This is a genomic window from Oceanobacillus sp. M65, assembly GCF_052246275.1.
Classification (GTDB): Bacteria; Bacillota; Bacilli; order Bacillales; family Amphibacillaceae; genus Oceanobacillus_B; species Oceanobacillus_B jordanicus.
In genome coordinates, this window is the sequence record NZ_JBQQCJ010000001.1 from 909406 (window position 1) to 935353 (window position 25948).

Sequence of the window (25948 nt, forward strand, 5' to 3'; positions counted from 1 at the left end):
GTTAGGTGGTTTAAGTAGGTTGATAGGGACAAGGTCGTTAACCAATGAAGGGTTATTGCTTTTATGTTGAATTAATAGTATTAACGAAGCAGTGGAGTTGAAGGGGCATGGATATAGACATTCATATTATGAAACAGTGCATTATAAAAGGAGTTGTATAAAATGGATGTAAAAAAAGATACAGAAATAAATCGCTCTTCAAAAGCTGAAAACATTCTATCTCAGATCAATAGTAAAACGAAGCTAGGCGACTTACGAAAATTCGCGAAGGAAATTAAAAAAGATCACGAACTAGCTATGGAACTTTGGGCAACTGAATCGTATTTGCCCAGACTATTAGCCATCTTAATTATGGACAAAAAACTTCTTTCAGAAGATGTGCTAAATCAGCTTGATGAGGATATGCAGACACACACTTTTGAGGAGCGAAATAACTTAATGGATTGGTTAATGGCTAATCAGCTCACCAAAGACAAGAAGAAAATTGCCTTGATAGAGTCCTGGGAACATAGTCCTTCTTCTCTACAGAGACGAACTTACTGGTATTATCAAGGTCGATTGAGATGGACTGGACAAACACCTCCTAATAACACCGCAGACTTGCTCTCTGCATTAGAAACTAATATTATGCAGGAAGAACCGGAAGTTCAATGGGCTATGAATTTCACCGCAGGCTGGATAGGCGTGTATGATGAACAGAATCGGGCACGTTGTATTCAAATTGGTGAGAAAACGGGTCTTTACAAAGATGAGAAAGTAGCAAAAGGATGTACTCCCAGCTATTTGCCGGAGTTCATTAGGATCGAAGTTAACAAACGACATTAGTTCCCTCATATAAACATCTAGAATACGATCACTTGGGTGGTCGTTTTTCTTAGTAGACTATTACTGTACACTAAATTAATAATTTCATATGATTTTGTGAAAGGATGTACTTAAAGTAACGAGGCAGTTTAGTTTAATTAGAAATTCATATATATCCTGCACTAAAGGGACAGTTTAGCCAAATAAGAATGTAATTACTTTAATCGGAAAGAGATAGTTGAGATAGTAAGTAATAATTTTGATAAGGCAGGGGAGTTCTAATCAAAAAAGCAGGATTTGTTCTGATACTAATGGTAATGTACCTTTTAAGCGACTGTACTGTAATCAAAGAGGAAAAACAATTGCTCAAAGAGTACGAAGAAAAGTTTACAAGTTATTTGCAAACTAAATATGAAAAATCACTTGAAATTCTAGGGGTTCACAATATGTAGGAGGTCCATCTGTTGTAAATGCAAAAGCATTTCCTATAGGAAAAGAAAATCTTACCTTTAGCATTAATGTTAATGATGGAGTAGAAGAGATTACTGAAGATTATCTAGCAATTTAGTATAGTAACAAAGCAGAAAAACGAATTAAACAACGAATTGAAGAGATATTTGGGAGCAATGAAAAATATTATTACTCATTTTCTATAAGGGGTAACGTCAGGAAAATGCGGATTTACAACGTTAAGGAAATTTCAATTTTAAAAAGCCTAATTTCTCAGCACTTTATCGAGAAATTAGGCTTTTTGGTTGCTCCATTGAAGCGCCTATAATGGAATAACAACGAAAATAGAAATATAGATGCAAATAACCCATTTTTATTGATACACTATTTTATTAATAACAATTGATAATTTATAGTTTGCATGCTTATTTAAGTTTACCAAAAACTCATCTAATACTTCATTAGATGGAAATTTGCATTCAAGGAAGTAACAACTATCTCCACTGATTTTATAGTTGTTTATGATGTATTGTTCTTGTGATTTTATGAACGACAGATAAGGTTCATGATACGCACTTTTTGTATAAATATTAATCAAAGCATGTATAAAACACCCTATTTTATTTTGATTAACTTTAATACTATAACCTTCAATAACTCCATTATCTTCTAATTTAGCCAATCTAGATGCGGCTGCCTGTCCAGTCAAATGGACTTTCTCCCCCAATTCTTTCATGGTGGTCCGACTGTTTTTGGATAGTTCATCTAAAATTCGCATATCCGTGCTATCTAACATTTATTGAACTCCTTTCAAAAATCAAGTGAAACGGCCAAAAGACTTTATTTTTTCTATGTTTACGTCAATGGGTCATAGTGTAGACTATACATTGTTGAAAGGAAAATTCAAAGAAGAGGAGTTAATATATATGAATATAAAGTTAATTCGTAATGCAACAATTGTTGTTGAATATGCAGGGAAAAAGATCTTGGTTGATCCAATGCTAGCTGAAAAAGGAGCATATCCTCCATTTCCTAATGCTGCAAGACAAGATCAAAATAACCCAACATTGGAACTGCCATTTTCTGTTGAAGAGATTATTAAGGATATTGATGCCGTAATCGTAACACATTTGCATATCGACCATTGGGATGATGTCGCAAAAGAGGTATTGCCTAAAGAGATTAAATTGTATGCGCAAAACAAAGAAGACGCCGAACAGATTCGTAAGGATGGTTTCCAAAACGTAGAGGTGCTTACAGGTGAGACTATTTTCGATGGCATACAGATGAGCAAGACAAAAGGTGAACATGGAAGAGGGGAAATTCTCAACATGACCGGTCTTGTAAGTGGTGTTGTTTTAAAGCATCAAGATGAAAAAACATTGTATATAGCGGGAGACACTGTTTGGTACGAAGGTGTACAAGAAGAAATTGAAAAACATAAACCTGAGGTTATTGTCTTAAATGCAGGCGCTAATCATTTCTTTGAAGGTGGACCTATTGTCATGGATAAAGAAGATGTGTATGAAGTATATAAAGCTGCACCAGGGTCTGAGATTATTTGTATTCACATGGAAGCTGCTAATCATTGGGGCTTATCCAGAGTGAATTTGAAAAATTTCATCAATGATAAAGGGATTTCTGCCAGTGTGTTTGTACCTAATGATGGCGAATTAATTACATTTTAATTCTAAAGTAAGAATAGTTTACCTAGAATAATTAGGATTTTATGCCCTTTAAGTTTATAAAGGGCTATTCGTACTTTAAAAATAAAAGAAAAAGTACAATTATGGGTGTACGACTTTGAGCATAATTAGAGATTGGAGAGACAAAATATGGCTTTAAATTTTAAAAAAGTTAATGATGTGAATATGGAAGGGATTAAAAAAATTTATAACGATTCGTTCCCTCTAGAAGAGATGGTTCCTTTTAATAAATTGGTAGCTATTAGTAATGGTACCGATCACCTATTTTATGGATTGTTTGATGACTCTACACTTGTTGGAATGAGCTATCTTATCATTAAAGAAGACATGCTTTACGTCTTATATTTGGCAATCAGCAATTCATATCAAAATAAAGGGTACGGAAAAATGGCCATTAATGAGTTACTAAAGAAATATTCTAGCTATCGTATTAGTCTTAATATCGAGGAAGTTAATCCTAAAAGCTTTAACTATAATCAACGAGTTAAAAGAAAAAACTTTTATAAATATTTCGGGTTCGTGTCTCAGGATTATTTAATTTCAAATGATGAAGGTGTAACCTTTGAAACCATGGTAATAAACGGCGATGTAATCCCTCAAGAAATTCGCGGGATATTTGATGAGTTAAAAACCATAAAATAGCTTTAAATTAATAAAATGGTAATAAAATTCATTAATTTAAAGTTTGTAAATAAAGGAAGGAGGGAGGGTAATAAAATGACTATATATAAGATTTGGACAAAAGATTTCATTAATCTTTCAGCAATGAACTTCTTTTTAATACTAGTATATTTTCTTCTAAATGCTACGATTACAGCTTATGCAGTTAATAAGTTTGATGCTACAGCAGGGGAGTCTGGTTTAATAGCAGGTATCTTTATCATTGGGGCATTAGTAGGTAGGATAATTACAGGTCGTTTAGTTATATCTAAAAAGATATTGATGTTTGGTTTATTCTTCTTTTTGCTAACTGTATTACTTTATTTCCTTAACTTAGGAATTTACTTTCTGATGCTAACCAGATTTCTAAACGGAATATCGGTGGGTATAGCTACAACTGTAATTGGAACAGTTGTAGCGCTTGTTATTCCTAACTCTCGGAGGGGAGAAGGAATTAGTTATTTTGCAGTAAGCACCGCACTTGCTACAGGTATAGGTCCTTTTATTGGTCTTCTCCTAACCCAAAATGGTAATTACAATTTAATATTTTTATTTAGTCTAGTGCTTGGGTGTATTATATTAGGGACATCTTTAATCTTAAATGTTCCACAAGTGCCTACAGAAAGTAACGAGGAAAAGAAATCATTTTTTTCTAGTTTGATAGATTACAAAACAATACCTATTGCTATTATCCTTTTTATAATGACATTTTCATTTTCCAGCATTCTCTCTTATATTAACCTGTATGCAATGGAACTGAATCTGGTAAGTACAGCAAGTTTTTTCTTTATGGTATATACAGCATCGGTCCTGATATCGCGTCCATTTACAGGGCGATTGGTTGACAGGAAAGGAGCAAATATTATTATGTATCCAGCTATCGTTCTTTTTGGGCTTGGCATGATTCTGCTTAGCATTACGGAGAGTAGTATGACTTTGCTATTATCTGGTGTATTGGTTGGGCTAGGTTTTGGTAATATAGCTTCAATAACTCAAACGGTTGCCATTAGTCAAGCTACCCCACAACGTGTAGGTATGGCAACAGCCACGTTCATGATTTTTTATGATTTAGGAAATGGATTTGGCCCAACCCTTCTTGGTGTGATAATACCTTTAACTGGCTATAGTGGAATGTATCAAATCCTAGCGGTTACTATTTTATTATCATTAATTTTGTACTACTTTCTTCTTGGGAAAAACAAAAATAAACGATCTTTCTTTATAAAATAGTAAAAGGGTCGCACATTCTGATATGGTGCCCTATTTGTTTTGTTCTATTTTGAAAAAGTTAAGGAACTCATTACTATTCTTACTGTGCAGAAGGGGGTGAAATGCTTTGCAACACCTGTTCTGCCTCGTCTGCATTTTAATTTTGTACTGCTAGATCCCCTAAAGCTACCACTCCCACTATTTGTCTATTTTCAACTACCGGCAACCTGCGAATTTGCTGTTGTACCATTAAATTTGATGCTTGATGAATATCCATGTCAGGTGTCCGGGGCTTATGCTCCGGATCAACTGATAAACCAGGCAGCATACTAGGGGTAGGTTACTCTAATAAAGAAATGAGAAAGTACAAGTTTGTTAAGCTCAACACTTAAACTAACGGGCGCGATTCTTCAACAAGAAGGGTTGTCCTTTTTTTATTTTTGATGTGATTATTGAAAACAAAGTACTAAATAAATTTAAAACCATAGAATAGGTATTAAAAGTGATAAGGAGCGTACCTAGTTATTTTTTCTTCTTGTTTTATAAACAAATTTCTTTCACGCTTTTACTAGTACTCGAAGGTGAGTGAACATGAATAATAGAATAAAAACAAAATTGATATATATAATCAGTGGAAACAGGAAAACTAAATTAACCGTTCAAGTTGCAGATACACAAGGGAAAATAGAAAAGGGCTTAATGTTTGTTGGAAAATTACCCGAATACGAAGGGATGTTATTTGTGTTTCCAAGAAAAATATATGGTGGCTTTTGGATGAAAGACACATTAATCCCTTTATCTATTGCTTTTGTTGATTCAGATGGGAAAATTCTAAAAATACTAGATATGGAGCCTTGTAAAGGGAATGAATGTCCTATCTATGATCCGAAACTTTCTTATCGTTATGCAATTGAAGTGAATAAAGGATGGTTTGAAAAGAATCGAATCAAAGAAAGAGATTATGTAAAGTTTAATTGAATTCATCTTACCTCTAAGAACTAAGGTAAGGTGATTTTTTATTGGATATTTATATATTACTGAAAAGATTGTGAAGGAATGAGTGGTTTCCAAACGGAAGAGAATTTATCGTTTCTTTCCAAGCCAGTTTGTGTCTACTGGGTGGGGCCAACCACTTTATTAGGTACCCGTTGAAAAAAGGTGATCCACGTATGATCACCTTTTCTATGGTTAAAATAAAAACTTTAATTTTAGAATACTATGTTAGTATTTATTTAGAAGTTATTAAGTGAACGGGCAGTTTAACTAAGTGTAATCATATAGAAAAGATTATTAATACAGGAGGAAAAGATATGTTAGAAAGACTCGACTTTACACAGGAAGGTATAATTCGTAATTATGAATACTTGAATGGTGAATATCACGATAGGGTTATCTATGGTAAAGGAGGAATGGAATCTAACGGATATTTAATTCAGTTCTTATTATCCTAAGGGGGGTAGTTCAATAAGGATATCGTCAGTTTTTTTTGCCTTTCAACTCTAAGTAAAAAATGTTCCTAATTGCCGTATACATAAGGAGTTTTTCAATGGAAAAGTGGGATTTGTTTGATAAACATCGTAATAGAATAGAGAAACAAATAACTCGTGGAGATGAAATGACATCAGAGGAGCTTCATTTAGTAGTACACGTCTGTATATTTAATTCAAAAGGGGAAATGCTCATTCAGCAGCGTCAACCCTTTAAGCAAGGATGGTCGAATCTTTGGGATATTACTTGTGGAGGTAGTGCGGTTACAGGCGATACAAGTCAACAGGCTGCTTCAAGAGAGTTATTCGAGGAGTTGGGAATTCATTATAACTTTGAAAAGATTCGTCCCCACTTTACTATTAACTTTGAACGCGGCTTTGATGACTATTATTTAATTGAAAAATATGATGTTGATTTAAATGGATTGACGTTACAGGCTGAAGAGGTGCAAGCAGTCAAATGGGCTTCTAAAGAGGAGATTTTAAAGCTTATCGAACTAAAGAAATTCATTCCATATTATGAGAGTATCATCGCGTTTCTTTTTGAGGGGCGACATCATTATGGCTCTATTCGTCTGTAAATCTAAAGAGTTTTACTATTATTAGAGTACTATTAAGACAAGGGGAGGATGTCGAGTGTCAACTATAAATAAACTCGGTAATATTGTGATTCTAAACGGGACTCCTCGGTCTGGGAAATCAAGTATTGCAACGGTTGTCCAGGATACTTTTGATGGGGTGTGGATGAATCTGGGAGTTGATACGTTTATGAAAATGACTCCAAAAAAGTATCAACCAGGAATTGGTCTAAGACCTGGGGGAGAACGGCCTGATTTGGAGCCTTTGATTGTTACTTTATATCAAGCCATGTACGAGTCAATTGCAGCTCATAGCCGTTTAGGCTTAAACGTTGTGGTTGATGTTGGACATCATGATTTCTATTCAGCTCCGAGGGGTATTCTTTCTAATTGTGCTACCCTCTTAAAGGACTTCCCTGTGTTATTTGTAGGTATCCGATGTCCCTTAGATGTTGTCATGGAGCGGCGAATTGAAACGTGGAACATTGGTTACACAGAAGACGGAAATGTACCGCAACCCGTGATTCTTTGGCAGGATTCCGTTCATGTGCCTGGTATTTATGATTTGGAACTTGATACATCGGTTTTAAGCTCTGAAGAATGTGCAGAGGCAATCCGATTGCGATTAAAAACAGGCCCATATGGTACGGCATTTAAACGAATTGCAGATATGAGTAGAGGGGAGTTTCCTGATAGATAGTACATTTAAATGAAAAGGATTTAAAGACAATATATCCACACAGTTTAAACTATGTAGATATATTGTCTTCTTTTATACCCATAACTTCTCTTGCTGTTTCTATGAAAGCTAATATGATCGGTGATAGCCACTTGTCTTTGTGCCATGACATCTGTGTATATACATCCAAGTCTGACATTCGCCAAGGAAGAGCTACTAGTTCACCACGTTTAACCTCGACTTCCGTTACTATTTCAGGAAGAAACGCAATACCAATTCCCGAGATTGCACATTGTTTAATGGCTTCTGCACTTTGAAACTCTAAAGGATAAATACTATCAATGTCTCCATTCTTAAATGTTCGGTCAAACATCGTTCGATAGGGACAACCCTTTTCATTAATGAGGAAAGCTTCTCCCTGAAAATCTTCAAGCTGTAATGTAGTGCGTTTCACAAGTGCATGATCTGGAGCGACGAAAAAGCTAAACGTTTCCTTCGTTAATGCTTCCACTGCAAGTCCTGTTGATTTGATGGGTTCGTCCAATATAAAAGCGACATCTGAGCTTCCATCAAATAGTGATTGTTTGAGTTGTTGGTTTGGAACAGAGCGAAAGATAAGGCGAACTCCAGGATAACGCAAACGAAAAAGTTTAAAGATCTCTGGAAGCCGATAGGCGCAAACAACCTCATTGGCACTGATTGTTAGCGTACCGCTTAGAATTTCATTGTCATGAACGGAACTGCGGGCTTCGTCTAATTTGTTTAGAATGCCTTGGACATGAGTTAAAAAACGTTGACCTGCAGTTGTAAGAACGAGCTGCTTTCCTAAACGATCAAAGAGACGAACATCAAGTTCTTCCTCCAATGCTTTGATTTGCATGGTGACGTTGGACGGTACGTAGTTTAATGCTTCAGCAGCTCGACTGAAATTTAAAGTTGTTGCAACCGTTTGGAATGTGTTAAGTTGGCGCAATTCCATCATGATTCCTCCTTAAACTTTCAATATTATTGAATACTACTATTAATTTTGTTCACTTTTATTGAATGTAGCACGGCATTATACTTAATAACAAGAAATACATTCTAGCTGTTTGTGTTTCATTTGAAAGGAGTGACTACTCAATGGAGGATTTTGAGATTTATAATTTAGGTGATGTAACCTTGCAGTCCGGAGTGATATTACCAAATGCTTTTCTAGCTTACAAGACTTATGGAACTTTGAATGAAAAGAAAGATAATGTCATCCTTTATCCAACGGCATTTGGCGATCAGCATGTTAATAATGAATGGTTAATTGGGGAGGAGATGGCACTAGATCCACAGAAATATTTCATTATTGTTCCTAATTTGCTAGGGAATGGATTATCTTCATCTCCAAGTAATACGCCTGAACCATTTGATAAGGGTAATTTCCCTCAGGTAACTATCTATGACAACATTCAATTACAGTATAGACTAGTGACAGAAAAATTCGGTATTAAAAAGATTTCTCTTGTAGTTGGGTGGTCACTGGGGGGGCTTCAGTCCTTCCAATGGGGGGCAATTTATCCGGACATGGTGGAACGAATAGCCTCATTCTGTGGAAATGCAAAGACTTGGCCGCAAACGTATGTAGTTCTAGATGGACTAAAAGCTGCGCTTATGGGATCAATTGGCTCAGATTCAACCAAGTTAAACCAATTAACTTCTGAATCCATGCGTGCTGTCGGGCGTGTCTATGCAGGATGGGGATTATCGCAGACCTTCTATAAAGAAGAACTTTTTCGGGAAATGGGATTTGATTCTCTGGAAAATTTTGCGGTAGGAGTTTGGGAAAATAGTTTTATGAATATGGATCCGCACAACGTACTAGCCATGTTATGGACAGGCCAACATGCAGACATTAGTGAAAATTCCTTGTATAACGGAGATTTTGAGGAAGCACTAAAAAGTATAGAAGCGACTACTTATATTATGCCAGGAAGTACAGATCTATTTTGCACTGCAGATAATAATGAATATGAGGCTAATCTAGTACCTAATAGTGAATATCATCCTATTAAATCAGTATGGGGCCATTTTGCCGGTCGTGGAATAAACAGTACTGATAATAAATTTATTGATGACAATTTAAAGTGCTTATTGGCACTTTGTCCAAAGGGGTAGGTAAATTTCTCAATAGGGATGCTTTGCTCTTGGTGTTTGCAATGTGTGGGAATTTGATTACTAGTAATCCACAAAATAAAAAGGTGAACAGCCCAATCAACTGTTCACCTTTTTCATCCCTATTCCTCGCCAAATACAAACGCCCAATCTGCTCGTTTAGCGAGAAATTCTTGTGCTAATGCTTTTGCACCTTTTAGGCTATGGCTTGCTGCCCAACCACATTGTACTTCATTACATGCTGGAACTTCTGTTGCTACTAGAATATCTTTTAATGTTGCTTCCACAGCATCTAATACTTCGTCATAGTTATCATGGTTTATAACCGATAAGTAAAAGCCTGTTTGACAACCCATTGGACCTAAATCAATGACACTACTGTGATGGTTGCGGATATTTTCAGCCATTAAGTGTTCTAGTGAATGGAGTGCAGGCATTTCCATATACTCCTGATTTGGTTGTTTGAGACGAAGGTCATACTTGTGAACAACGTCGCCGTTTGCCCCAGTAGTAGTCCCCGCTAGACGAATATAAGGTGCTTTCACTTTTGTATGATCAAGATTAAAGCTTTCAACGTTCATTTTTTTAACCATGTATTCCACTCCTAAAATTATTATTTTTTACTAGTAAAGAAAGTATAAAATTTTGTCTTCATAATGTTCGATGGCAGAAATGGCCACGTCCAGCTCCAGCGCCCAGAAACTAGGCGACTTCACGAAATCGCCCTACGATAAGTCATCATCGGTTCGTATCCTCACCGTGATTTCTTTATCTCAGTTGATTCGTTCCACCCGCTACGTTTCTAAACGGGCGCTTGCGCTTTTGTTCCTATTTTACCAGATTAGATTCGTTAAGCTGTTTTTTTATCTCCCTTAGCGGCTTTATTTTTCTGGTGTTTAGGGAAGCCAATGAGAATGGCAATAATTCCACACAGGATGATGGCAATTGGGTAGAAGGAATATGGCAAGATGCTAATTGGCGATATAGCTGCTAACCCGGCAGCGGCAAGCATTTGCCCACCGTATGGAACGATACCTTGCCACCCGCCAGCAAAAATATCGAGAATACTTGCTGATTTTCTAGGATCAATATTGTATTCATCGGAAATATTTTTTGCTAATGGACCTGTCACAATAATAGATATGGTGTTGTTGGCCGTTGCAATGTCGGTTGCACTTACTAAACCTGCAATCCCAAGCTCCGCACCTTTTTTCGTTTTAATTCTACGCGTTACAAAATTTAATAACCACTGAATCCCGCCGTTATGCTGGATAATTCCAATCATACCACCAATTAATAGGGCAACAATTGCAATATCTTCCATATTCATGATTCCCTGTGAAACTGCTTGAATGAAACCAGATAACGTATAAGAACCGTCTATTAAGCCAATGATCCCAGCAAACACGATGCCGCCAATTAATACGACTAAGACATTAACGCCAGCTAAGGCTGCAATGAGTACTGCTATATAAGGTAAAACCTTCACGAAATCAAATGCGTAATCGCCAATGGTGTCAATTTCGGCTCCTGCAGTCACGATCCATAAAAGAACCGCGGTTACAATTGCTCCAGGTAGAACAATGAAAAAGTTGGTTTTAAATTTATCACTCATTTTTGTTTTCTGGGTCCGGACAGCTGCAATGGTTGTATCGGAAATCATTGATAGATTATCTCCAAACATTGCGCCACCTATAACAGTTCCCATTGCAAGCGCCATTGGTATCCCTGTTTGTTCTGCGATTCCAATGCCAATTGGTGCTAGTGCGGCCACGGTACCCATGGATGTTCCCATTGAAACAGAGATGAAGCAACCTACAATAAACAGTCCAACCATTAATAGATTAGGAGGAATAACGGATAATCCTAAGTTTACGGTGGAATCTACAGCACCCATGTCTCTAGCTGTTTGAGCGAATGCCCCGGCCATTACAAAAATTACCGCCATTAAGATAATATTCGGATGTCCTGCGCCTTTCGTAAAGATATCAATCTTTCTAGATAGCTTTTCTTTTCGGTTCATGGCGAGAGCAAAAGCCGCCGCAATAATAATCGCAACGTTTAATGGCATATTGGAGAAGTCTCCAGAAATAACGCCAGTGCCAATAAATAGTAATACAAAGATCAGTAGCGGAAGTAGTGCAAGTGCATTTCCTTTTTTCGCATTAGCCATCAAAATATCCTCCTTCAATTTAGTTTTTAGTGGGTGAGCATGTAACAAGAGATTAGTTCATTGTCATCCCACCCGTAACATTAATTCCTTGGCCAGTCATGTAATCTGAGTACGTTGATGCAAGAAAAACAACGACATTCGCAATGTCTGCAGGTACAGCAGTTCTTCCCAAGGGAACTTGTGAATTATCTTCGTGTTTAATATCTTCAGCTTGAAGACCGCGTAGGTTTCCACCAATCACTCTTTCTGATTGTTTCATCGTTGTTTCCACGATTCCTGGGCAAACGGCATTCACATTAATTTTGTCTTTGGCTAGTTCTAGTGCAGCTACTTTTGTCATCCCTAGAACCGCGTGTTTTGAAGCAACATAGCTACCCATTAGTTGGTAGCCGTTTTTCCCAGCTTGTGAGGCAATGTTAATGATTTTTCCACCTTGGCCTTGAGCTTGTAGTTGTTTCGCAACGGCTTGCATGCAAAGGTAGACCCCTTTTGCATTCACATCGATTGTTTTATCCCAGTCCTGTTCTTTTATATCAACAAAATAGTCCATCGTGGAAATCCCGGCATTATTGACTAAAATGTCAACTCTGCCAAAATGATCAATAACCGAATCAACCACCTCGGTTACTTGTTCTGGATTGGACACATCTGCCTGAACGTGAAACGTATTAACTGTTGTTTCATCATGTGTCTCAGCCATATCTACAACCGCAACTTTTGCCCCGCAATCTAAAAATGCCTCCACAATCGCCTTTCCAATGCCATGTGCACCACCAGTGACAATGGCCACTTTATCGGTCAAATCCATCGTATACATAGAAAACATACTCCTTTCCTGTTGCCCTGCTGTATTCCTTAGTTTGCGAAAGTCTAGACGCAAACAAAAAAGGCCTCTTCTATAGCAAGAAGAGACCTTAAACGTCAACGTTAAAATACTCTTCTTATCTTCAAGCGTTACGCTTCTGGAATTGGCACATTACTCTAAAAGAGCTGCTGCCGAGGTATCGTAGGGCCAGTCCCTCCACCTCTCTGGATAAGAAAATTCGCGATATGTAATTTGTAGATTAAAGATACAGCAAAATGAAATGAGCGTCAAGTTATTTTTTTGATAATTATGAAATAGAGAGTTGGTGTCTGGGGGCTATTATTCCTAATCTTCATTTATAGAATACATTATTATTCTGGATTTCTATTAAGGCGAGTTGTTTACTGGATCTTTATATAACCCGTTCGATGACCTGAAACGTCGATTTGAAAGAGGCCAACTCTCATAAATTATTATGAAAGGCGAATAGGACAATCCCCAGCCACAATAGACATGGGTAAAAAGGAGGGGCTTGGGGACGGCAAATAAAGAGTATAGGTTAATAGATAAAGCAGGGGATTTATCTCCAGAAGATCAAAAGGATTTAGAAGAGGTAATGCTTAGTTTAAATAAGTTTCAGGGTTCAGGGGCAGAGGCTACTTTTTTAGCTGGGCTAATTATTCTCCCAGATGGAAGGCATGAGATAGACTCCCTTTCCAGATTGTCAATTCAGAAAGTAAAAAAGACCAAGATTGATTATATTAGTCGTTTAGATAACAAGGAGCTTGAAAAGAAATTGGAGGAGTATAAAAAGCAGTATAACCTCACCCAGGGCAATTAGAAAAGATAACAAAGGAATTGAATAAACTGCGAAAAGACTTAAAAGAAGGTGAGGGAAAAATTGAAAAAACTAAAAAGCTACTGGAGGAAATTACAATACAAACGGTGGATGAAAAGCAAATCAAAGACTATCTTGATAAAATCAAAAGCTGCTGTAAGCAACTTGAGAATAATCTGTTCATAGAGAACCCTGAAATACTTAGCGAGGAAAAAAAGGCCGAAGTTATAAATAGATTAGATGTACTTGAAAACTTTATAGAAGAATTAAGAAAACAGTTTGCATAGATAGCTATCGGTTAATTATTAGGTGTAATCATCGTAGTGCAAAGGGGTAAGATTTTTATAATCATTTCTTCAAGCATTTTAAAAAGAGCAACGCCACCATATCAGCGTTGCTCTTGATCCATTGTAAGTCCTAGCGTTTATCTTTTCCTCACAGGAATCCATACTTCACTATACGCGTAATCTACTTTCTTTTCATCCATTTTTGTAAACGAAAAGCTAGGAGCAGGGATTACTTCATAATCGGAAGAGGGGAGCCATTCTGAATAGGTCTTTGCCATGGTTTCTTGTAGTGTTGATGGGAACGGCCCTTCATTAGGGAAAATCGCCCACGTACAGGCATCAACAGTTACTTTATCTAATTGATCACTGACGTTATCTTCCGTTGTTAATACACCGATCAAGTGCGTTAGATCGCCTTCCTCTTTTAGGAATTGAGCGTCCGCATCATAGGAAGCATTCACGATTTCATAGGGTTCTATATTTTGCAAGGAATGCATTTCGTCTTTTTGTTCGTCCGTAATGCTCTTCACAAGCTCCACAATCGCGTTATTAACCCCTTCGAATTGCATCGGCACACGTTTACTTACACCAACTAAATTAAATGTTGGCTTATCTTCTATTCTAAATTCCATTGTAGTTCCTCCTCGTACTGTTATGACAAATGTGAACTTCGGAAACGTTTTGCTTACTCCATTTTTAATTACTTCCGAGGGTAGAAAACCATTCCACTTTTTAAATGCTCTGGTAAAACCGTCCACTGACTGGTACCCATATTTAAAAGCAACATCTGTTACTTTTTCTCCTCGCAGCAAGTCCTTATTTGCCTCGGAGAGCCTTCTGTTTTTTATATACTCATTTAGTGTCATTCCGGATAGGTAAAAAAATATTTTCCGAAAGTGATAATCGGAAACCCCGGCAAATTCTGAAATAGTTTCAAGCGATAGATCATCTGTTAATCGTTCTTCAATATATTCAATGACTTGGTTTAATTCCTTTAACACGTTATCCCTCCTTTCTGTTTAAATAATAGCAAAGTAATATTGTAAATACTCGACATGTTTAATGGGAAAAATATCGAATTACTTAATGATTTTTCGTAGTAAATATATAGCGGTCTAGGTGAGGCCTCATAGTGGGATAATGGACAACTGCATAGACTAGTAATAAGTTGTCTATTCTTAAACATGTTGTAGAATGTACGTTATAATGTTAGGAACAGTAAAACAATAACATTAGGTAAGAGGAGGGAAAGTATGCATAACGATGGCAGTCTCCATGAAAAAGAAGGAAGATCTGTTTTAGTATTTGAACGTCAATATCCATTCACACCTGAAACTGTCTTTCCATTTATAACGGATCCTCAATACTTCACGCAGTGGTATCCATTTGCAACTGGCGATATGGATCTTAAGGTTGGTGGAAAGATAAAGTTCGACGATGGGGAAGGATCAACCTATGAAGCGGTGATTACCGAATTCCACCCTCCGTATTCCTTTTGTTTTAAGGAAATGGAGGACCTTTTAGAGATAAGCATACAGGAAGCAGATCAAGGCTGTACCATGACATTCAGTCATACGTTTGATGATCGAGAAATGGCGAAATATACAGCAGCAGGTTGGCATAGATGTTTGGATGCCCTTGGTCAATTAATCCATGGTCAGCCAATTGAATGGGATGAAAATGGACCTGAATTACGTGAATACTACAAAGAAAAGTTTGAATGAGGGTTTTTTGGTAATCGAATGCACCATAACTATGACGATCAACTATGTTGGTCGTTTTTTATTGTGGGAATTTCATGTAGACTAATAAGTGGTTTTACAGAAGCTGCAGAGACTCTTGTTAATACTTTTTCAATTAAATAGAGAAACACAACAGTTGTGATACTGATGACATTAATAGGTCATCCATAATAAATTAAAAAGAAGGTGCGTTGTATATGGAGAATGTTAGCCAAGATATCCAAGATCTGTCCATTAAGTCCTTGGAATCAACTTTTAACAAACTTTCAAATGCTTATAAAAGCATGACCGAAAAAGGTACAAATACAACTCTTGTCAAAAAAAGACATGACGCAGTAAAAATTGGTTTAGAAAGCCTCAAAGGCACTTGGTACGGGGGAGAGTTTATTTATGATAAAGATATCATTTTGCTCTCTATAGATGTACTGGAACATGTCATGACATCAATAGAGAAACAAATATTAAATGCAAAAGAAGGAAGTTCACAAAAAACTATAAATGAACGTCGCCTAACTGCGCTTAAGCTGGCAATCGAATCTTTAGAGAATCGCATTAAGTCCGCTTCCACGAAAAGGTAATTGGCTCCCAATTCAAACCAATTCCATATGCAGGTCACTTAGCATAAGAGGAAGATCCTGTTGTTGTAGTAGGGCATATTATTAAATTCTTAAATGAAACAGAGAGATGAAGTATTCGCCTGAATTGAAACCAAAACTCCTCCCCTTTCAAGTGTTCCCCCCTTAACATAGAATTTCTTCAAAAGATCACATTTTAATTTCAGTTAATCAAATATAATTAGTGTTGTAGGTTACTCGACCTACAGTACAACTTTGCACAATACAATGTGGTTCATTTGGTCTTATTATGTAGGCTATATTTTAATAAAATATAGGTATAGAACATACTACTTATGAACTATTGATTAGGGGGATAAAGATGGATCAACGTAGTATGGCAGTATTAAATCAGTTATTGATTCAAGATTCATACATTACCATTCAAGAACTTGCAACCTTGTTAAATGTATCACGGCGCACGATTTATAGTGACCTTGACAAAATAAATAATTGGCTTAATGACCATCGATTAGAAGAGATCAAGCAAGTGAGAGGGCAAGGCATATATATCGATGAACAAACTAGAAAAGATATTACTGCCAAACATTCTTCATCAAGAGCAACGTACTACGAATTCTCTCCTGTAGAAAGAAGGGCTTGGATTTATATACATGTAGTTGGGGAGAAAAAGGCTTACTTTTTAGAGGATATTAGGCAAATTTTTGAAGTAAGTCGAAATACAGTCCTAGATGATATTAAGAAACTTAAAGAAGAAATGAAAACGAACCAGTTATATTTTTATTCTGATCGCAAGACTGGGTACTCGATAAAAGGAAATGAAAACGATATCAGAAGGCTGTTGATCTATTATCTATCTTTAGTTACACCAAAAGAAAGCTGGTACAGCATTTTGTATAATTTACAAAGTTCTTCTCTCAACATAGAAGACCAAGCTTTTAGACCATATTTAAGCTTTGATTTCTCATTGGTGCATCTCCTAAGGCAATTATTACAGAAGCATGAGCAACGTTTTAGGGTGGAGTTTACTGATGAAGTTTTTAATAATATTGTCGTTTGGTTTCACTTTTTCTTAAAGCGAATAGAGCAAGGGAAATTTGTTGAGGTAGATTTAGTTGAGAAGGAAGTAATAAAAACGACTGATGAATACGCAGGCGTTAAGTCTCTTTGTAACTACTTATCCGACTCGTTAAATACGGAGATGCCGTCTGATGAAATTTATTATTTTGCCAAGTACCTCCTTAGTGCAAAGGTTAATTATAACTTTAGGCCACAAATGGAAAGTGAGGAAATGAAAGCACTTCTTCAGGTGGTAGAAAAGATGGTCTCCTCTTTTCAGTTACATGCTGCCATTGAATTCCAAGAACCAGAGCAGATGATCCAGAATTTGCTACTACACTTAAAGCCTGCGTACTACCGGATTAAATACGGAATTGAAGTAGAAAATGTTTTGCGGGATTCGGTTAGCCAAAATTATTTTGAGGTCTTTCATCTAACAAAAAAAGTAGTCCATCATTTTGAAGATTTGATTGGTGAATCCATTAATGAAAACGAAATTGCATATATTACAATTCACTTTGGAGGATGGCTTCGTAAGGAAGGGGTGATGCTCGAACAAACTAGGAAGAGAATGCTTATCGTTTGTACGAATGGGCTGGGTACATCGAGGTTATTAGAAAGTCAACTTGAGGGGCTTTTCACTGATGTAGAAACGGTAGGGGTAACCTCCTTAAGAGAGTATGAAAAAATGGATCTAAATGTCGACTTTATTGTGTCGACCATCCAGCTCACCGAAAGAGGAATCCCGGTCATTGTTGTGAATCCTGTATTGGATAATAAGGACAAAGAGCAGCTATTGAAAAAAGTAAACAGTTTGTTTGATCGTACATCAAGAAAACAAGTTTACTCTGTAGAAACAGTCCTGGATATTGTTCAAAGATACGCTACTATCGAGGATAATGAATCCTTATCTAAGGAGCTTCGAAGGTATTTCCAAGCACCTCTTAATGTAGAAAATGAAAATAAGAAACCGAACTTAAATGAACTTTTACCACCTGAAAGAATTTTGATGAAGAAGCAAGTAGAAGGCTGGGAGAAGGCAATAAAGGTTGCCGCTGAACCTTTGTTGACACAAGGATATATCCAAGAGAGTTATATTATAGAAATGATTAAAAATGTTAAGAGGTCTGGTCCTTATATTGTTATATCCCACCATTTTGCCCTCCCCCATGCGAATCCAGATGATGGGGTAATAAAAACGGGGATGAGCATGCTCCATTTGGAAGAAGCTGTTGACATATTAGGGAAACCTGTACAAATTATAGTTGTTTTGGCTTCACGGGATAACGAACAGCATTTAAAGGCATTGGCGCAGCTAACGAAATTATTTTCTGATAAAGCGACTATGGAATATATGCTGCAAACAGCGGATAGACGTGAAGTAAACAAATTCATACAGACATATTCAACGGAGATTAATTAAACAGCAAGGGATAGGTGAGTGAAAGAGATGAGATTTTTAGAAAAAGACATTGTATCAGTTGGTGTAGAAGCAGCGGATGCAGAAGATGCTATTGAAATTGCGGGAGACTTACTGAGGCAAGCTGGACTAGTAGAAAAATCATACATTGAAGCGATGAAGTTTTCCTATCAAAAAAACGGACCTTACTTTGTACTAGCCCCTAGTATTGCCATTCCACATGCACGACCAGAGGATGGGGTAAATGAAGCTTCTGTTTCATTTGTGCAATTAAAGGAACCTGTAGTGTTTGGTCATTCTTCAAACGATCCGGTACGACTTGTGTTTGGGTTAGGGGCATCTTCGAGTGAGGAACATATCACCTTACTTCGAAAATTAACTGGGCTACTCAATGACTCTGCCAATGTTGAAAAATTAACTTCGGCAACAACTTATGAAGAAATAAAAAACATTTTAGAAATGGAGAGATAAGTGATGATGAAAGTACTTACTGTTTGCGGACTAGGTCAGGGAACAAGCTTAATCTTGAAAATGAATGTTGAACAAGCATTAGCAGATAAAGGAATTAGTGCGGAGGTGGAGCATATGGATGTTTCGACTGCTTCAACAATGCAGGCGGATTATATCATTACAAGTAATGAATTAGCAGAAAGCCTTGTGGAGCATAGCGCAAAAGTCTTCATAGTGAATAACTATTTTGATATGGAAGAAATAAACAATGCAATAGATGAGAACATCGAAAGTTAAATTAACCAGGGGGGAAACGTAAATGGATGCTATATTTTGGGTTGCAACGAATATTTTTGGGCAAGCCGCGATTCTACTAGGTTTCATCGTTCTATTAGGATTACTACTACAGAAAAAAACGGCGAGTCAGGTAATTAGCGGTACGTTTAAAGCCATTATTGGTTTCTTAATCATAAGTGCTGGTTCCACCGTAATCACAGGAGCCTTGACTGTTTTTGAACCGTTGTGGAAAGAAGTTTTTAATCTTTCGGCAGAGCCGCTTGGTGATTTCATGGGCCAAGAAGCATTTAACGCGAAGTATGGTAGTGCAGTTACTTTAGCAATGACGTTAGGATTTGTTATTAATGTTTTACTAGCTAGGTTTACTAGATTTAAATATATTTATTTAACTGGTCATATGATGTTCTGGACAACCACCATTTTCGCTGGAATTGTTGTTCAAACTGCTGGAGATGTCTCCTTCGGTAAACTCGTTATATTCTTAGCCGTGTTTATGGGGTTATATTGGACACTTCAGCCTGCTATAACCCAGCCTTTTATGAGGAAGATCATGGGAAATGATAATATCGCACTTGGACATACATCAGCGTCTGTATCCTTATTAGCTGCTTTGGCTGGTAAGTATTTAGGTAATAAAGAAAATGATTCTGAGAAAATCAAACTACCAAAAGGGTTAGAATTTCTAAGAGATTCAAACGTTATTACAGCATTGACAATGGGACTATTATTCTTAGTCGGAGCAATTATTATTTCCTTTAAGGACACACCAGGAGCTCAGGGGCTAGTAGATGCTGCAGGAGATCAAAACTTTATTGTTTATTCTATCATACAGTCATTCACATTTGCTGCAGGTATTGCAGTTGTGTTACTAGGTGTGCGTATGTTCATTGGGGAGATGGTTCCTGCCTTTAAGGGAATTGCAACGAAAATTGTACCTGGTGCGAAACCAGCGCTAGATAGCCCAGTTGTCTTCCCTTTTGCACCAAACGCAGTAATCCTAGGATTCTTGGGATCATTCGTTGGGGCAATAATTTGGTTGGTGATATTAGGGAATACAGTTAGCTATGTGTTTGTACCAACGATGATTGTGCTATTCTTCCACTCTGCTACTGCAGGGGTATTCGGAAATGCCACAGGTGGGGTAAGAGGTGCCATCATGGGTGGTTTCATTACATCCACTGTCGTAGCATGGGGACAATTTGTAATGGTGAAGATGCTTTTACCTGGTACAGTACCAGATACAGCAATGTGGGCAGCAGATTCCGATATGTTCATCTTAGGTCCAATCATCCGATTTTTAGCACAATTGTTTTTCTAGATTAAGAGGGTTAGGGGATGTATGTCCCCTTTTTTAAGTTTAATTAATAAATTACATCAGGGGTGATTTCAATGAGTTTTATTAGAACATTTCACGGCGATATAGAGCCATCAAAATTAGGTTTTACCTATTCACACGAACATATTGTATGTCGTCCACCGTATTGGGTTGAACAAGAGAAAGACGACCTGCTTTTAGATGATAAACAAAAATCCAAACTGGACGTCCAAGATTTCAAAAATCTCGGCGGACAGGCGATTGTTGATGCCACGGCAGTCGACTATGGGCGTGACGTGCAAGCAGTCAAAGAGATTGCAGAAGAAACTGGCATTACGATTATTGGGACTGCAGGATTTAACAAGAGTTTTCTATGGGATGCCCCAATCCCTGAAAATGTTAAAAGACTAACAGGTGACTATGTTAGGTATTCTGAATGGATAGAGGCAAAATCAATTAACGAGCTAGCTGATTTCGTAATCCGTGAAGTGGAAGAGGGACTTGAAGGTACGACTATACGGGGAGGACAGGTGAAATTTGGTACAGGCTATAACAGGATAACACCATTAGAGGAAAAAACATTACGCGCGGTAGCAAGAGCACACCATGAAACAAAGGCGCCTTTGCACTCTCATACAGAAGCAGGAACAATGGGGCTTGAACAAATTGAATTACTAAAGAGTGAAGGTATAAATTTAGAATATATTAGTTTCGGCCATATGGATCGGAACCCCGATCCTTATTATCATGAGAAAGTAGCCCAAACTGGTGCATTATTATCTTTTGATGGTATTTCGAAAATTAAATATGCACCAGAAAGCACCCGAATTCAATGTATCTTAGAACTTGTTAAAAAGGGATATGAGGATCAGATTTTAGTAAGTGGTGACACAGCAAGAAAGTCTTACTATAAACATTATGACTTTGGATTAGGCTTGGAGTATATTATTGGCAAATGGGTTCCACGATTCATTGATGAAGCAAATCAAAATGGCTTTGATGGTGCAAAGTTAATTAATAAGTTTTTCATCCAAAACCCTGCACGTTGCTTCACATTTAAAAAATAGGTTGAAAGGCATTGTAACGGCCTTACATTTCTACCTTGAAAAATTTTTAATAAATTGGATGGTGATAAAATGGAATTCCAATATGAAAATTCGTTTGACGTAAAAGAAAAAATTAATCAATCAAAAATTGCTATCTTACCAGTTGGTGCGGTAGAGGCACATGGCCCGCATTTACCACTGGGGACGGATAATTTTCTTGCGGAGCGGCTCTCCCACAAATTGGCGGAACGAACAAAGGCTCTTGTATTACCAACTTTACCTTATGGACAAGTATGGAGCCTACGCAATTTTCCTGGAAGTATCAATATAAAAAATAATTCCATGATTGCTTTTCTCGTTGATATTGGAGAAAGTCTATATAAACAAGGCTTCAAAACATTTGTTATGGTAAATGGCCATTTAGGGAATCAAACGGCATTAAAAGAAGCGGCACGTGTATTGTATGAATCGTGCCCAGAAATGCGGGTGATTTATTTCTTTTATCCTGGTATGAACAATGCTGCAGCTGAAGTGAGAGAAAAAAGCTCAACTCACAATACTTACTTCCACGCATGTGAAATTGAAACATCTTTCATGCTTTACCTTGCACCTGAATTGGTAAACATGGAAAAGGCACTCACAGATATACCAACTATTCCTCAGCATGCAGATTTCACTCCTACACCTTGGGAGGATTTTACAGAAACAGCTGTATTAGGAGATGCAAGCCTAGCTACGAAACAAAAAGGCGAACATATTATTAATACAGCTTTGGAGAATATGGTCAAAATCATGAAAGACCTAAAATAATATTAGATAACATATGGAATTAGTATGAAATAGTAAAGGTGTGACACGCCATGAAAGAAAAACTTTATGATAAATTTCTATTCAATTTTTTAGCGAATGACCGAGAGAATGCTGAGGCAATAATAGAAGCTGGATCAGGTTGTGTAGTACCAGGCATTGTATCAGATAAATTTGATACTGTCGACGCGGCTGTAAAGAAGGTAGAGGAATTAAAATCTATTACGAATACGGTGAGTATCGGCCTCGGTGGTGGTGGAAATCCTGCTAATTGGAAAAAGGTCTTAGACATAGCGGTTGTCTCAAGCCCAGGCCATATCAACCAGCCATTTGAAACTGCATCCTATGCGAGACGCTATCTTGATAGAAAAGGTGCTCCAGCTCAATTAGTCAATGCACTTATTCAACCAACAGGAGAAGTAGGGAAGATTAAATTAGCTGTTTCACAACAAGTAATGCAAGTCGAGGAATTTATTGAAGTAGCAAGAGGATATGGGATTGAGAGTATAAAAATGATGCCAATTAAGGGTACGCAACACCTAGAAGAATTAGTATATCTAACGAGAGTGGCTGCTGCAAAAGGGATTCGCGGTGTGGAACCTGCAGGTGGAATCGATGTAAACAACATAAAAGCGATTTTTACAGCAATTAAAGATATCGATATTGATTTCTTTATGCCACATATCTTTGGATCAACGATTGACAAAAGTACTGGAGCTACAATTCCAGCCAAAGTATCGGAGATTCTAGCAGAAGTGGAGGGATTATAATGATTGATAAATATTTCAGTGAAATCGCGAATTTACTCGCCATTGTAGAAAAAGAAGAACTGGAAGGAATGTCTCTTGCTGCAAAAAAAGTTGCGGAAGTCATACAAAATGGTGGGGTTGTCCATTTATTTGGGTGCGGCCATTCACATATTTTAACAGAAGAAGTCTATTATCGTGCAGGTGGTTTAGTTCCAATTCACCCTGTTTTACATGAACCTTTAATGCTTCATGAAGGTGCTGTTCGTTCTTCTGCTTTTGAAAGAAAGAATGACTATGCAAAAACATTTATGGAGTCTCAGGATATTCGAAACAGTGATCTCATTATCGTTATCTCTACGTCAGGAAGAAATCCGGTCCCAGTAGACGTAGCAAAAATTGCTAAAAGTAAAGGAGCTTTTGTTATTGGTATAACTTCGATTTCATATTCTTCTAGCCAACCTTCGCGGCATACTAGTGAACTGCACTTATTCGATGCTGTGGATCTAGTAATTGACAATCATGCTCCGGTTGGAGATGCACTCTTATCTCATGACAAAGTAGATGTTAACTTTTCTCCTAGCTCTACGGTAATTGGGTCTACTATATTAAATGCGATTTTTGCAGAATCTATTAAACAAATGGCAGACAATAACTTTGAACCACCAGTCTTTCTAAGTGGCAACATAGAAGGTGCAGATGAACATAATCAGTTATTAATCGATAAATATAAGGATCGGGTAAAGCTTTAGATGACTCATTAGAGTAACAACATTTTATGTGTGAAAAAACACCTAAAGAAGTTTGATTGAGTAATTAAGTAGAATTAGAGTGATGGATGACGAATATGCTCTAATTCTACTTAATAAGTAAAAACTCACCTGGGTAGCTTTAAATTGCTAACTTAAACCTCTAAATTGAAAACTGAGAAATAATTATATTATTCTAATCAGTTACGACCGCACTTAATATCCTCCTCAGACTTAAAAATCCCTTTTTACTACCCTACTTATCACTAGATTCGCTACAAAAAAACCAATGATCCCTAGCATAATTGGTATTATGGTATAAGAAAACAGGTTAGCTCCGATCCCACTTTCAAAAGAGGAAGATAAGATTGCGATAATAAGAATAGAGGAAGTAATCGTTGCTGGAACAGAATATTTAATCATCCCAAAAAATAAAGGAATTAAAGACATTCCAGCACATGCCACTGCTGTAACAATTAAGTGAATTATCTTATCAGCTAAGAGATCTGTCGGTAAAGGCACCGTAATATGGGCATACATATTATTAATCGCAGAAAAACTGGAAAACACAATGATCTCTGACATGATAACAAATAAAAAAGTTAACATACTTATAACTAGTACCTTTGCCAAAAGAAGCTTCTTCCTATTGATTGGATACATGAATAACACCAAGATGGTTTTATTCTTAAACTCTTCGATTATCAAGTTAGAAAGCAATACAGATGCATTGATTACAAATGCCGCTACAACTAATAATTCAATCAACCTCATAACATCTTCGGGGCTTGCAAGGAACTCTGTAGCAGCCTCTGAATCTAAACCAAGCAATAAGAGAATCCCGATAATTCCCACATTTATCAACATAAAATTTAATAAGACACTACCACTATTCATTCTTCTTATTTCCAACTTGATAAGATTAAGCATGGTTATTGCCTCCTCCTATTCGTTGTAAGAAATATTCTTCAAGTGATTGATTTTTCTTCTTTATAGCACCAATTTCTATCTCGTTGCGAACCATAGCCTGGATAATGTCATTTTGAGAAAGATGATGATCATAGATTTTTATTAAACCCTCTTTTTCTATCACTCGGAAGTTAACCAGTTTCAATTCATTTTCCAGAACAAAAGCAGCTTTTGAATAGTTGGTTACAAATAACTCCATATGATCTGTATGTTTGCTGCGAATCTCATCCATTGAAGCCTCTTCTATCAGTTTGCCTTCACGGATCACACCAATTGTATCGGCAATTTGCTCGATTTCCCCAAGAATATGGCTAGAGATCAACAGGGTAATCCCGTATTGTCTGCTGAGCTTCAAAAACAAATCGCGTAATTCGTGCATCCCAACAGGGTCTAATCCATTCACTGGTTCATCTAATATAAGTAAATCTGGTTTCGTTATGATTGCTCTTGCAATACCGAGCCTTTGTTTCATACCAAGCGAAAACGCTTTAACGGGTTTTTCTTCAATGTTGACTAAATTTACTAGCTTCAATGCCTCAGGAATAGCCTTTTTATTATAGTACCCCATGTATTCGCAATGCAGCTCTAGGTTTTTTTTAGCAGAGAGTTTTTCATAAAAAATGGGGTATTCAATAATGCTTCCCATTCTTTTTAATAGTTCATAAGAGGTGGAGTGTAATTTTTCTCCTAATACCTCTATTTCTCCTCCTGTTGGATTAACAAGATTGGTTATCATTTTCATAATCGTTGTTTTCCCTGCACCGTTTGGGCCAAGAAAACCATAAATCTCACCACGTCGGACATTCATATTTATATCTGAAACAACTTCTTCCTTCTTATAAGCCTTTGTTAACTGGTAGGTTCTAAGAATATAGGTCATACAACAACTTCCTTTCTTAACGTAACTTCACTATATCAAAGGAAACTGTCGTTTTTATTACTGAATCCTTACTAT

General features: G+C 37.0%; 30 protein-coding genes and 1 riboswitch. Of the genes, 21 read left to right on the forward strand and 9 right to left on the reverse strand.

Features of this window, described 5'->3' with window-relative positions; genetic code table 11:
- Positions 1–162: 162 nt before the first annotated feature.
- Positions 163–825, forward strand: coding sequence for a DNA alkylation repair protein (locus ACTWPF_RS04320; RefSeq protein ID WP_443148420.1), 663 nt, complete (start codon positions 163–165; stop codon positions 823–825).
- 802 nt (positions 826–1627) lie between these two features.
- Here the strand turns inward: ACTWPF_RS04320 and ACTWPF_RS04325 are convergent.
- Positions 1628–2050: an Lrp/AsnC family transcriptional regulator gene (locus tag ACTWPF_RS04325; RefSeq protein WP_443148421.1), complete on the reverse strand. Its 423-nt coding sequence runs from the start codon at positions 2048–2050 to the stop codon at positions 1628–1630.
- Positions 2051–2180: 130 nt separating this feature from the next.
- Between ACTWPF_RS04325 and ACTWPF_RS04330 the strand changes: the two genes are divergently transcribed.
- From ACTWPF_RS04330 to ACTWPF_RS04340, 3 genes are all read left to right on the forward strand, one after another.
- Positions 2181–2942, forward strand: a complete 762-nt coding sequence (locus ACTWPF_RS04330; RefSeq protein WP_443148422.1) for an MBL fold metallo-hydrolase — start codon at positions 2181–2183, stop codon at positions 2940–2942.
- A 147-nt stretch (positions 2943–3089) separates the two neighbouring features.
- Positions 3090–3602 (forward strand): GNAT family N-acetyltransferase, encoded by a 513-nt coding sequence (locus ACTWPF_RS04335; protein WP_443148423.1) that lies wholly within the window; start codon positions 3090–3092, stop codon positions 3600–3602.
- 75 nt (positions 3603–3677) lie between these two features.
- The gene (locus ACTWPF_RS04340) at positions 3678–4850 is read left to right on the forward strand and encodes an MFS transporter (RefSeq protein WP_443148424.1); all 1173 of its coding nucleotides are present in this window, start codon (positions 3678–3680) and stop codon (positions 4848–4850) included.
- Positions 4851–4986: 136 nt separating this feature from the next.
- Here ACTWPF_RS04340 and ACTWPF_RS04345 read toward each other — a convergent pair whose 3' ends face one another.
- Positions 4987–5157, reverse strand: a complete 171-nt coding sequence (locus tag ACTWPF_RS04345) for a CBS domain-containing protein (protein ID WP_443148425.1) — start codon at positions 5155–5157, stop codon at positions 4987–4989.
- Positions 5158–5420: 263 nt separating this feature from the next.
- Between ACTWPF_RS04345 and ACTWPF_RS04350 the strand changes: the two genes are divergently transcribed.
- The 4 genes from ACTWPF_RS04350 (at position 5421) to ACTWPF_RS04365 (ending at position 7594) form a co-directional block, all read left to right on the forward strand.
- A complete protein-coding gene (locus ACTWPF_RS04350) occupies positions 5421–5807 on the forward strand; it encodes a DUF192 domain-containing protein (protein ID WP_443148426.1) in 387 nt (128 codons plus the stop codon).
- 332 nt (positions 5808–6139) lie between these two features.
- A complete protein-coding gene (locus ACTWPF_RS04355; RefSeq protein WP_443148427.1) occupies positions 6140–6280 on the forward strand; it encodes a hypothetical protein in 141 nt (46 codons plus the stop codon).
- A gap of 95 nt (positions 6281–6375) precedes the next feature.
- Positions 6376–6897, forward strand: a complete 522-nt coding sequence (locus tag ACTWPF_RS04360; protein WP_443148428.1) for an NUDIX hydrolase — start codon at positions 6376–6378, stop codon at positions 6895–6897.
- Positions 6898–6952: 55 nt separating this feature from the next.
- Complete coding sequence (locus ACTWPF_RS04365; RefSeq protein ID WP_443148429.1) at positions 6953–7594, forward strand: chloramphenicol phosphotransferase CPT family protein; 642 nt, start codon at positions 6953–6955, stop codon at positions 7592–7594.
- 49 nt (positions 7595–7643) lie between these two features.
- Here ACTWPF_RS04365 and ACTWPF_RS04370 read toward each other — a convergent pair whose 3' ends face one another.
- Positions 7644–8552, reverse strand: a complete 909-nt coding sequence (locus tag ACTWPF_RS04370; RefSeq protein ID WP_443148430.1) for a LysR family transcriptional regulator — start codon at positions 8550–8552, stop codon at positions 7644–7646.
- 143 nt (positions 8553–8695) lie between these two features.
- Here ACTWPF_RS04370 and ACTWPF_RS04375 point away from each other — a divergent pair, with 143 nt between their 5' ends.
- Positions 8696–9718, forward strand: a complete 1023-nt coding sequence (locus ACTWPF_RS04375; RefSeq protein WP_443148431.1) for an alpha/beta fold hydrolase — start codon at positions 8696–8698, stop codon at positions 9716–9718.
- A gap of 119 nt (positions 9719–9837) precedes the next feature.
- Here the strand turns inward: ACTWPF_RS04375 and ACTWPF_RS04380 are convergent, their stop codons facing one another.
- The 3 genes from ACTWPF_RS04380 to ACTWPF_RS04390 form a co-directional block, all read right to left on the reverse strand.
- Entirely contained in the window at positions 9838–10308 is a 471-nt protein-coding gene (locus tag ACTWPF_RS04380; RefSeq protein ID WP_443148432.1) for an S-ribosylhomocysteine lyase, read from the reverse strand.
- 257 nt (positions 10309–10565) lie between these two features.
- The gene (locus ACTWPF_RS04385; RefSeq protein WP_443148433.1) at positions 10566–11888 is read right to left on the reverse strand and encodes a Na+/H+ antiporter NhaC family protein; all 1323 of its coding nucleotides are present in this window, start codon (positions 11886–11888) and stop codon (positions 10566–10568) included.
- Between the two features lie 52 nt (positions 11889–11940).
- Positions 11941–12705, reverse strand: coding sequence for an SDR family NAD(P)-dependent oxidoreductase (locus ACTWPF_RS04390; protein ID WP_443148434.1), 765 nt, complete (start codon positions 12703–12705; stop codon positions 11941–11943).
- 121 nt (positions 12706–12826) lie between these two features.
- Positions 12827–12928: riboswitch (SAM riboswitch) on the reverse strand.
- A gap of 297 nt (positions 12929–13225) precedes the next feature.
- On the opposite strand from ACTWPF_RS04390, the gene ACTWPF_RS04395 reads away from it, so the two are divergent.
- Positions 13226–13534 carry a hypothetical protein gene (locus ACTWPF_RS04395; protein WP_443148435.1) on the forward strand — a complete coding sequence of 103 codons (309 nt, stop codon included), beginning with the start codon at positions 13226–13228 and terminating at the stop codon, positions 13532–13534.
- A gap of 17 nt (positions 13535–13551) precedes the next feature.
- On the forward strand, positions 13552–13818 hold the full coding sequence (locus tag ACTWPF_RS04400) for a hypothetical protein (protein WP_443148436.1): 267 nt from the start codon (positions 13552–13554) through the stop codon (positions 13816–13818).
- A 137-nt stretch (positions 13819–13955) separates the two neighbouring features.
- Here ACTWPF_RS04400 and ACTWPF_RS04405 read toward each other — a convergent pair whose 3' ends face one another.
- Positions 13956–14819, reverse strand: coding sequence for an AraC family transcriptional regulator (locus ACTWPF_RS04405; RefSeq protein ID WP_443148437.1), 864 nt, complete (start codon positions 14817–14819; stop codon positions 13956–13958).
- A 252-nt stretch (positions 14820–15071) separates the two neighbouring features.
- Between ACTWPF_RS04405 and ACTWPF_RS04410 the strand changes: the two genes are divergently transcribed.
- From ACTWPF_RS04410 to ACTWPF_RS04455, 10 genes are all read left to right on the forward strand, one after another.
- Positions 15072–15542: an SRPBCC family protein gene (locus ACTWPF_RS04410; protein ID WP_106897743.1), complete on the forward strand. Its 471-nt coding sequence runs from the start codon at positions 15072–15074 to the stop codon at positions 15540–15542.
- Positions 15543–15757: 215 nt separating this feature from the next.
- The gene (locus ACTWPF_RS04415; protein ID WP_443148438.1) at positions 15758–16138 is read left to right on the forward strand and encodes a hypothetical protein; all 381 of its coding nucleotides are present in this window, start codon (positions 15758–15760) and stop codon (positions 16136–16138) included.
- Positions 16139–16496: 358 nt separating this feature from the next.
- A complete protein-coding gene (locus ACTWPF_RS04420; RefSeq protein ID WP_443148439.1) occupies positions 16497–18617 on the forward strand; it encodes a BglG family transcription antiterminator in 2121 nt (706 codons plus the stop codon).
- A 27-nt stretch (positions 18618–18644) separates the two neighbouring features.
- Positions 18645–19085, forward strand: coding sequence for a PTS sugar transporter subunit IIA (locus ACTWPF_RS04425; RefSeq protein WP_106897739.1), 441 nt, complete (start codon positions 18645–18647; stop codon positions 19083–19085).
- A gap of 6 nt (positions 19086–19091) precedes the next feature.
- On the forward strand, positions 19092–19361 hold the full coding sequence (locus ACTWPF_RS04430; RefSeq protein WP_036576616.1) for a PTS sugar transporter subunit IIB: 270 nt from the start codon (positions 19092–19094) through the stop codon (positions 19359–19361).
- 22 nt (positions 19362–19383) lie between these two features.
- Positions 19384–20679 (forward strand): PTS ascorbate transporter subunit IIC, encoded by a 1296-nt coding sequence (locus ACTWPF_RS04435; protein ID WP_443148440.1) that lies wholly within the window; start codon positions 19384–19386, stop codon positions 20677–20679.
- Positions 20680–20750: 71 nt separating this feature from the next.
- The gene (locus ACTWPF_RS04440; RefSeq protein WP_443148441.1) at positions 20751–21743 is read left to right on the forward strand and encodes a phosphotriesterase family protein; all 993 of its coding nucleotides are present in this window, start codon (positions 20751–20753) and stop codon (positions 21741–21743) included.
- Between the two features lie 69 nt (positions 21744–21812).
- Complete coding sequence (locus ACTWPF_RS04445; protein WP_443148442.1) at positions 21813–22532, forward strand: creatininase family protein; 720 nt, start codon at positions 21813–21815, stop codon at positions 22530–22532.
- 50 nt (positions 22533–22582) lie between these two features.
- On the forward strand, positions 22583–23299 hold the full coding sequence (locus tag ACTWPF_RS04450) for a KDGP aldolase (RefSeq protein WP_443148443.1): 717 nt from the start codon (positions 22583–22585) through the stop codon (positions 23297–23299).
- Positions 23299–24027: an SIS domain-containing protein gene (locus tag ACTWPF_RS04455; protein WP_443148444.1), complete on the forward strand. Its 729-nt coding sequence runs from the start codon at positions 23299–23301 to the stop codon at positions 24025–24027. Before ACTWPF_RS04450 ends, ACTWPF_RS04455 begins: the two co-directional genes overlap by 1 nt.
- A 231-nt stretch (positions 24028–24258) precedes the next feature.
- On the opposite strand, the gene ACTWPF_RS04460 is transcribed toward ACTWPF_RS04455, so the two are convergent.
- Entirely contained in the window at positions 24259–24954 is a 696-nt protein-coding gene (locus tag ACTWPF_RS04460; RefSeq protein ID WP_443148445.1) for an ABC transporter permease, read from the reverse strand.
- Complete coding sequence (locus ACTWPF_RS04465; RefSeq protein ID WP_443148446.1) at positions 24947–25873, reverse strand: ABC transporter ATP-binding protein; 927 nt, start codon at positions 25871–25873, stop codon at positions 24947–24949. The genes ACTWPF_RS04460 and ACTWPF_RS04465 overlap by 8 nt, the downstream gene beginning before the upstream one ends.
- Positions 25874–25948: the final 75 nt, after the last annotated feature.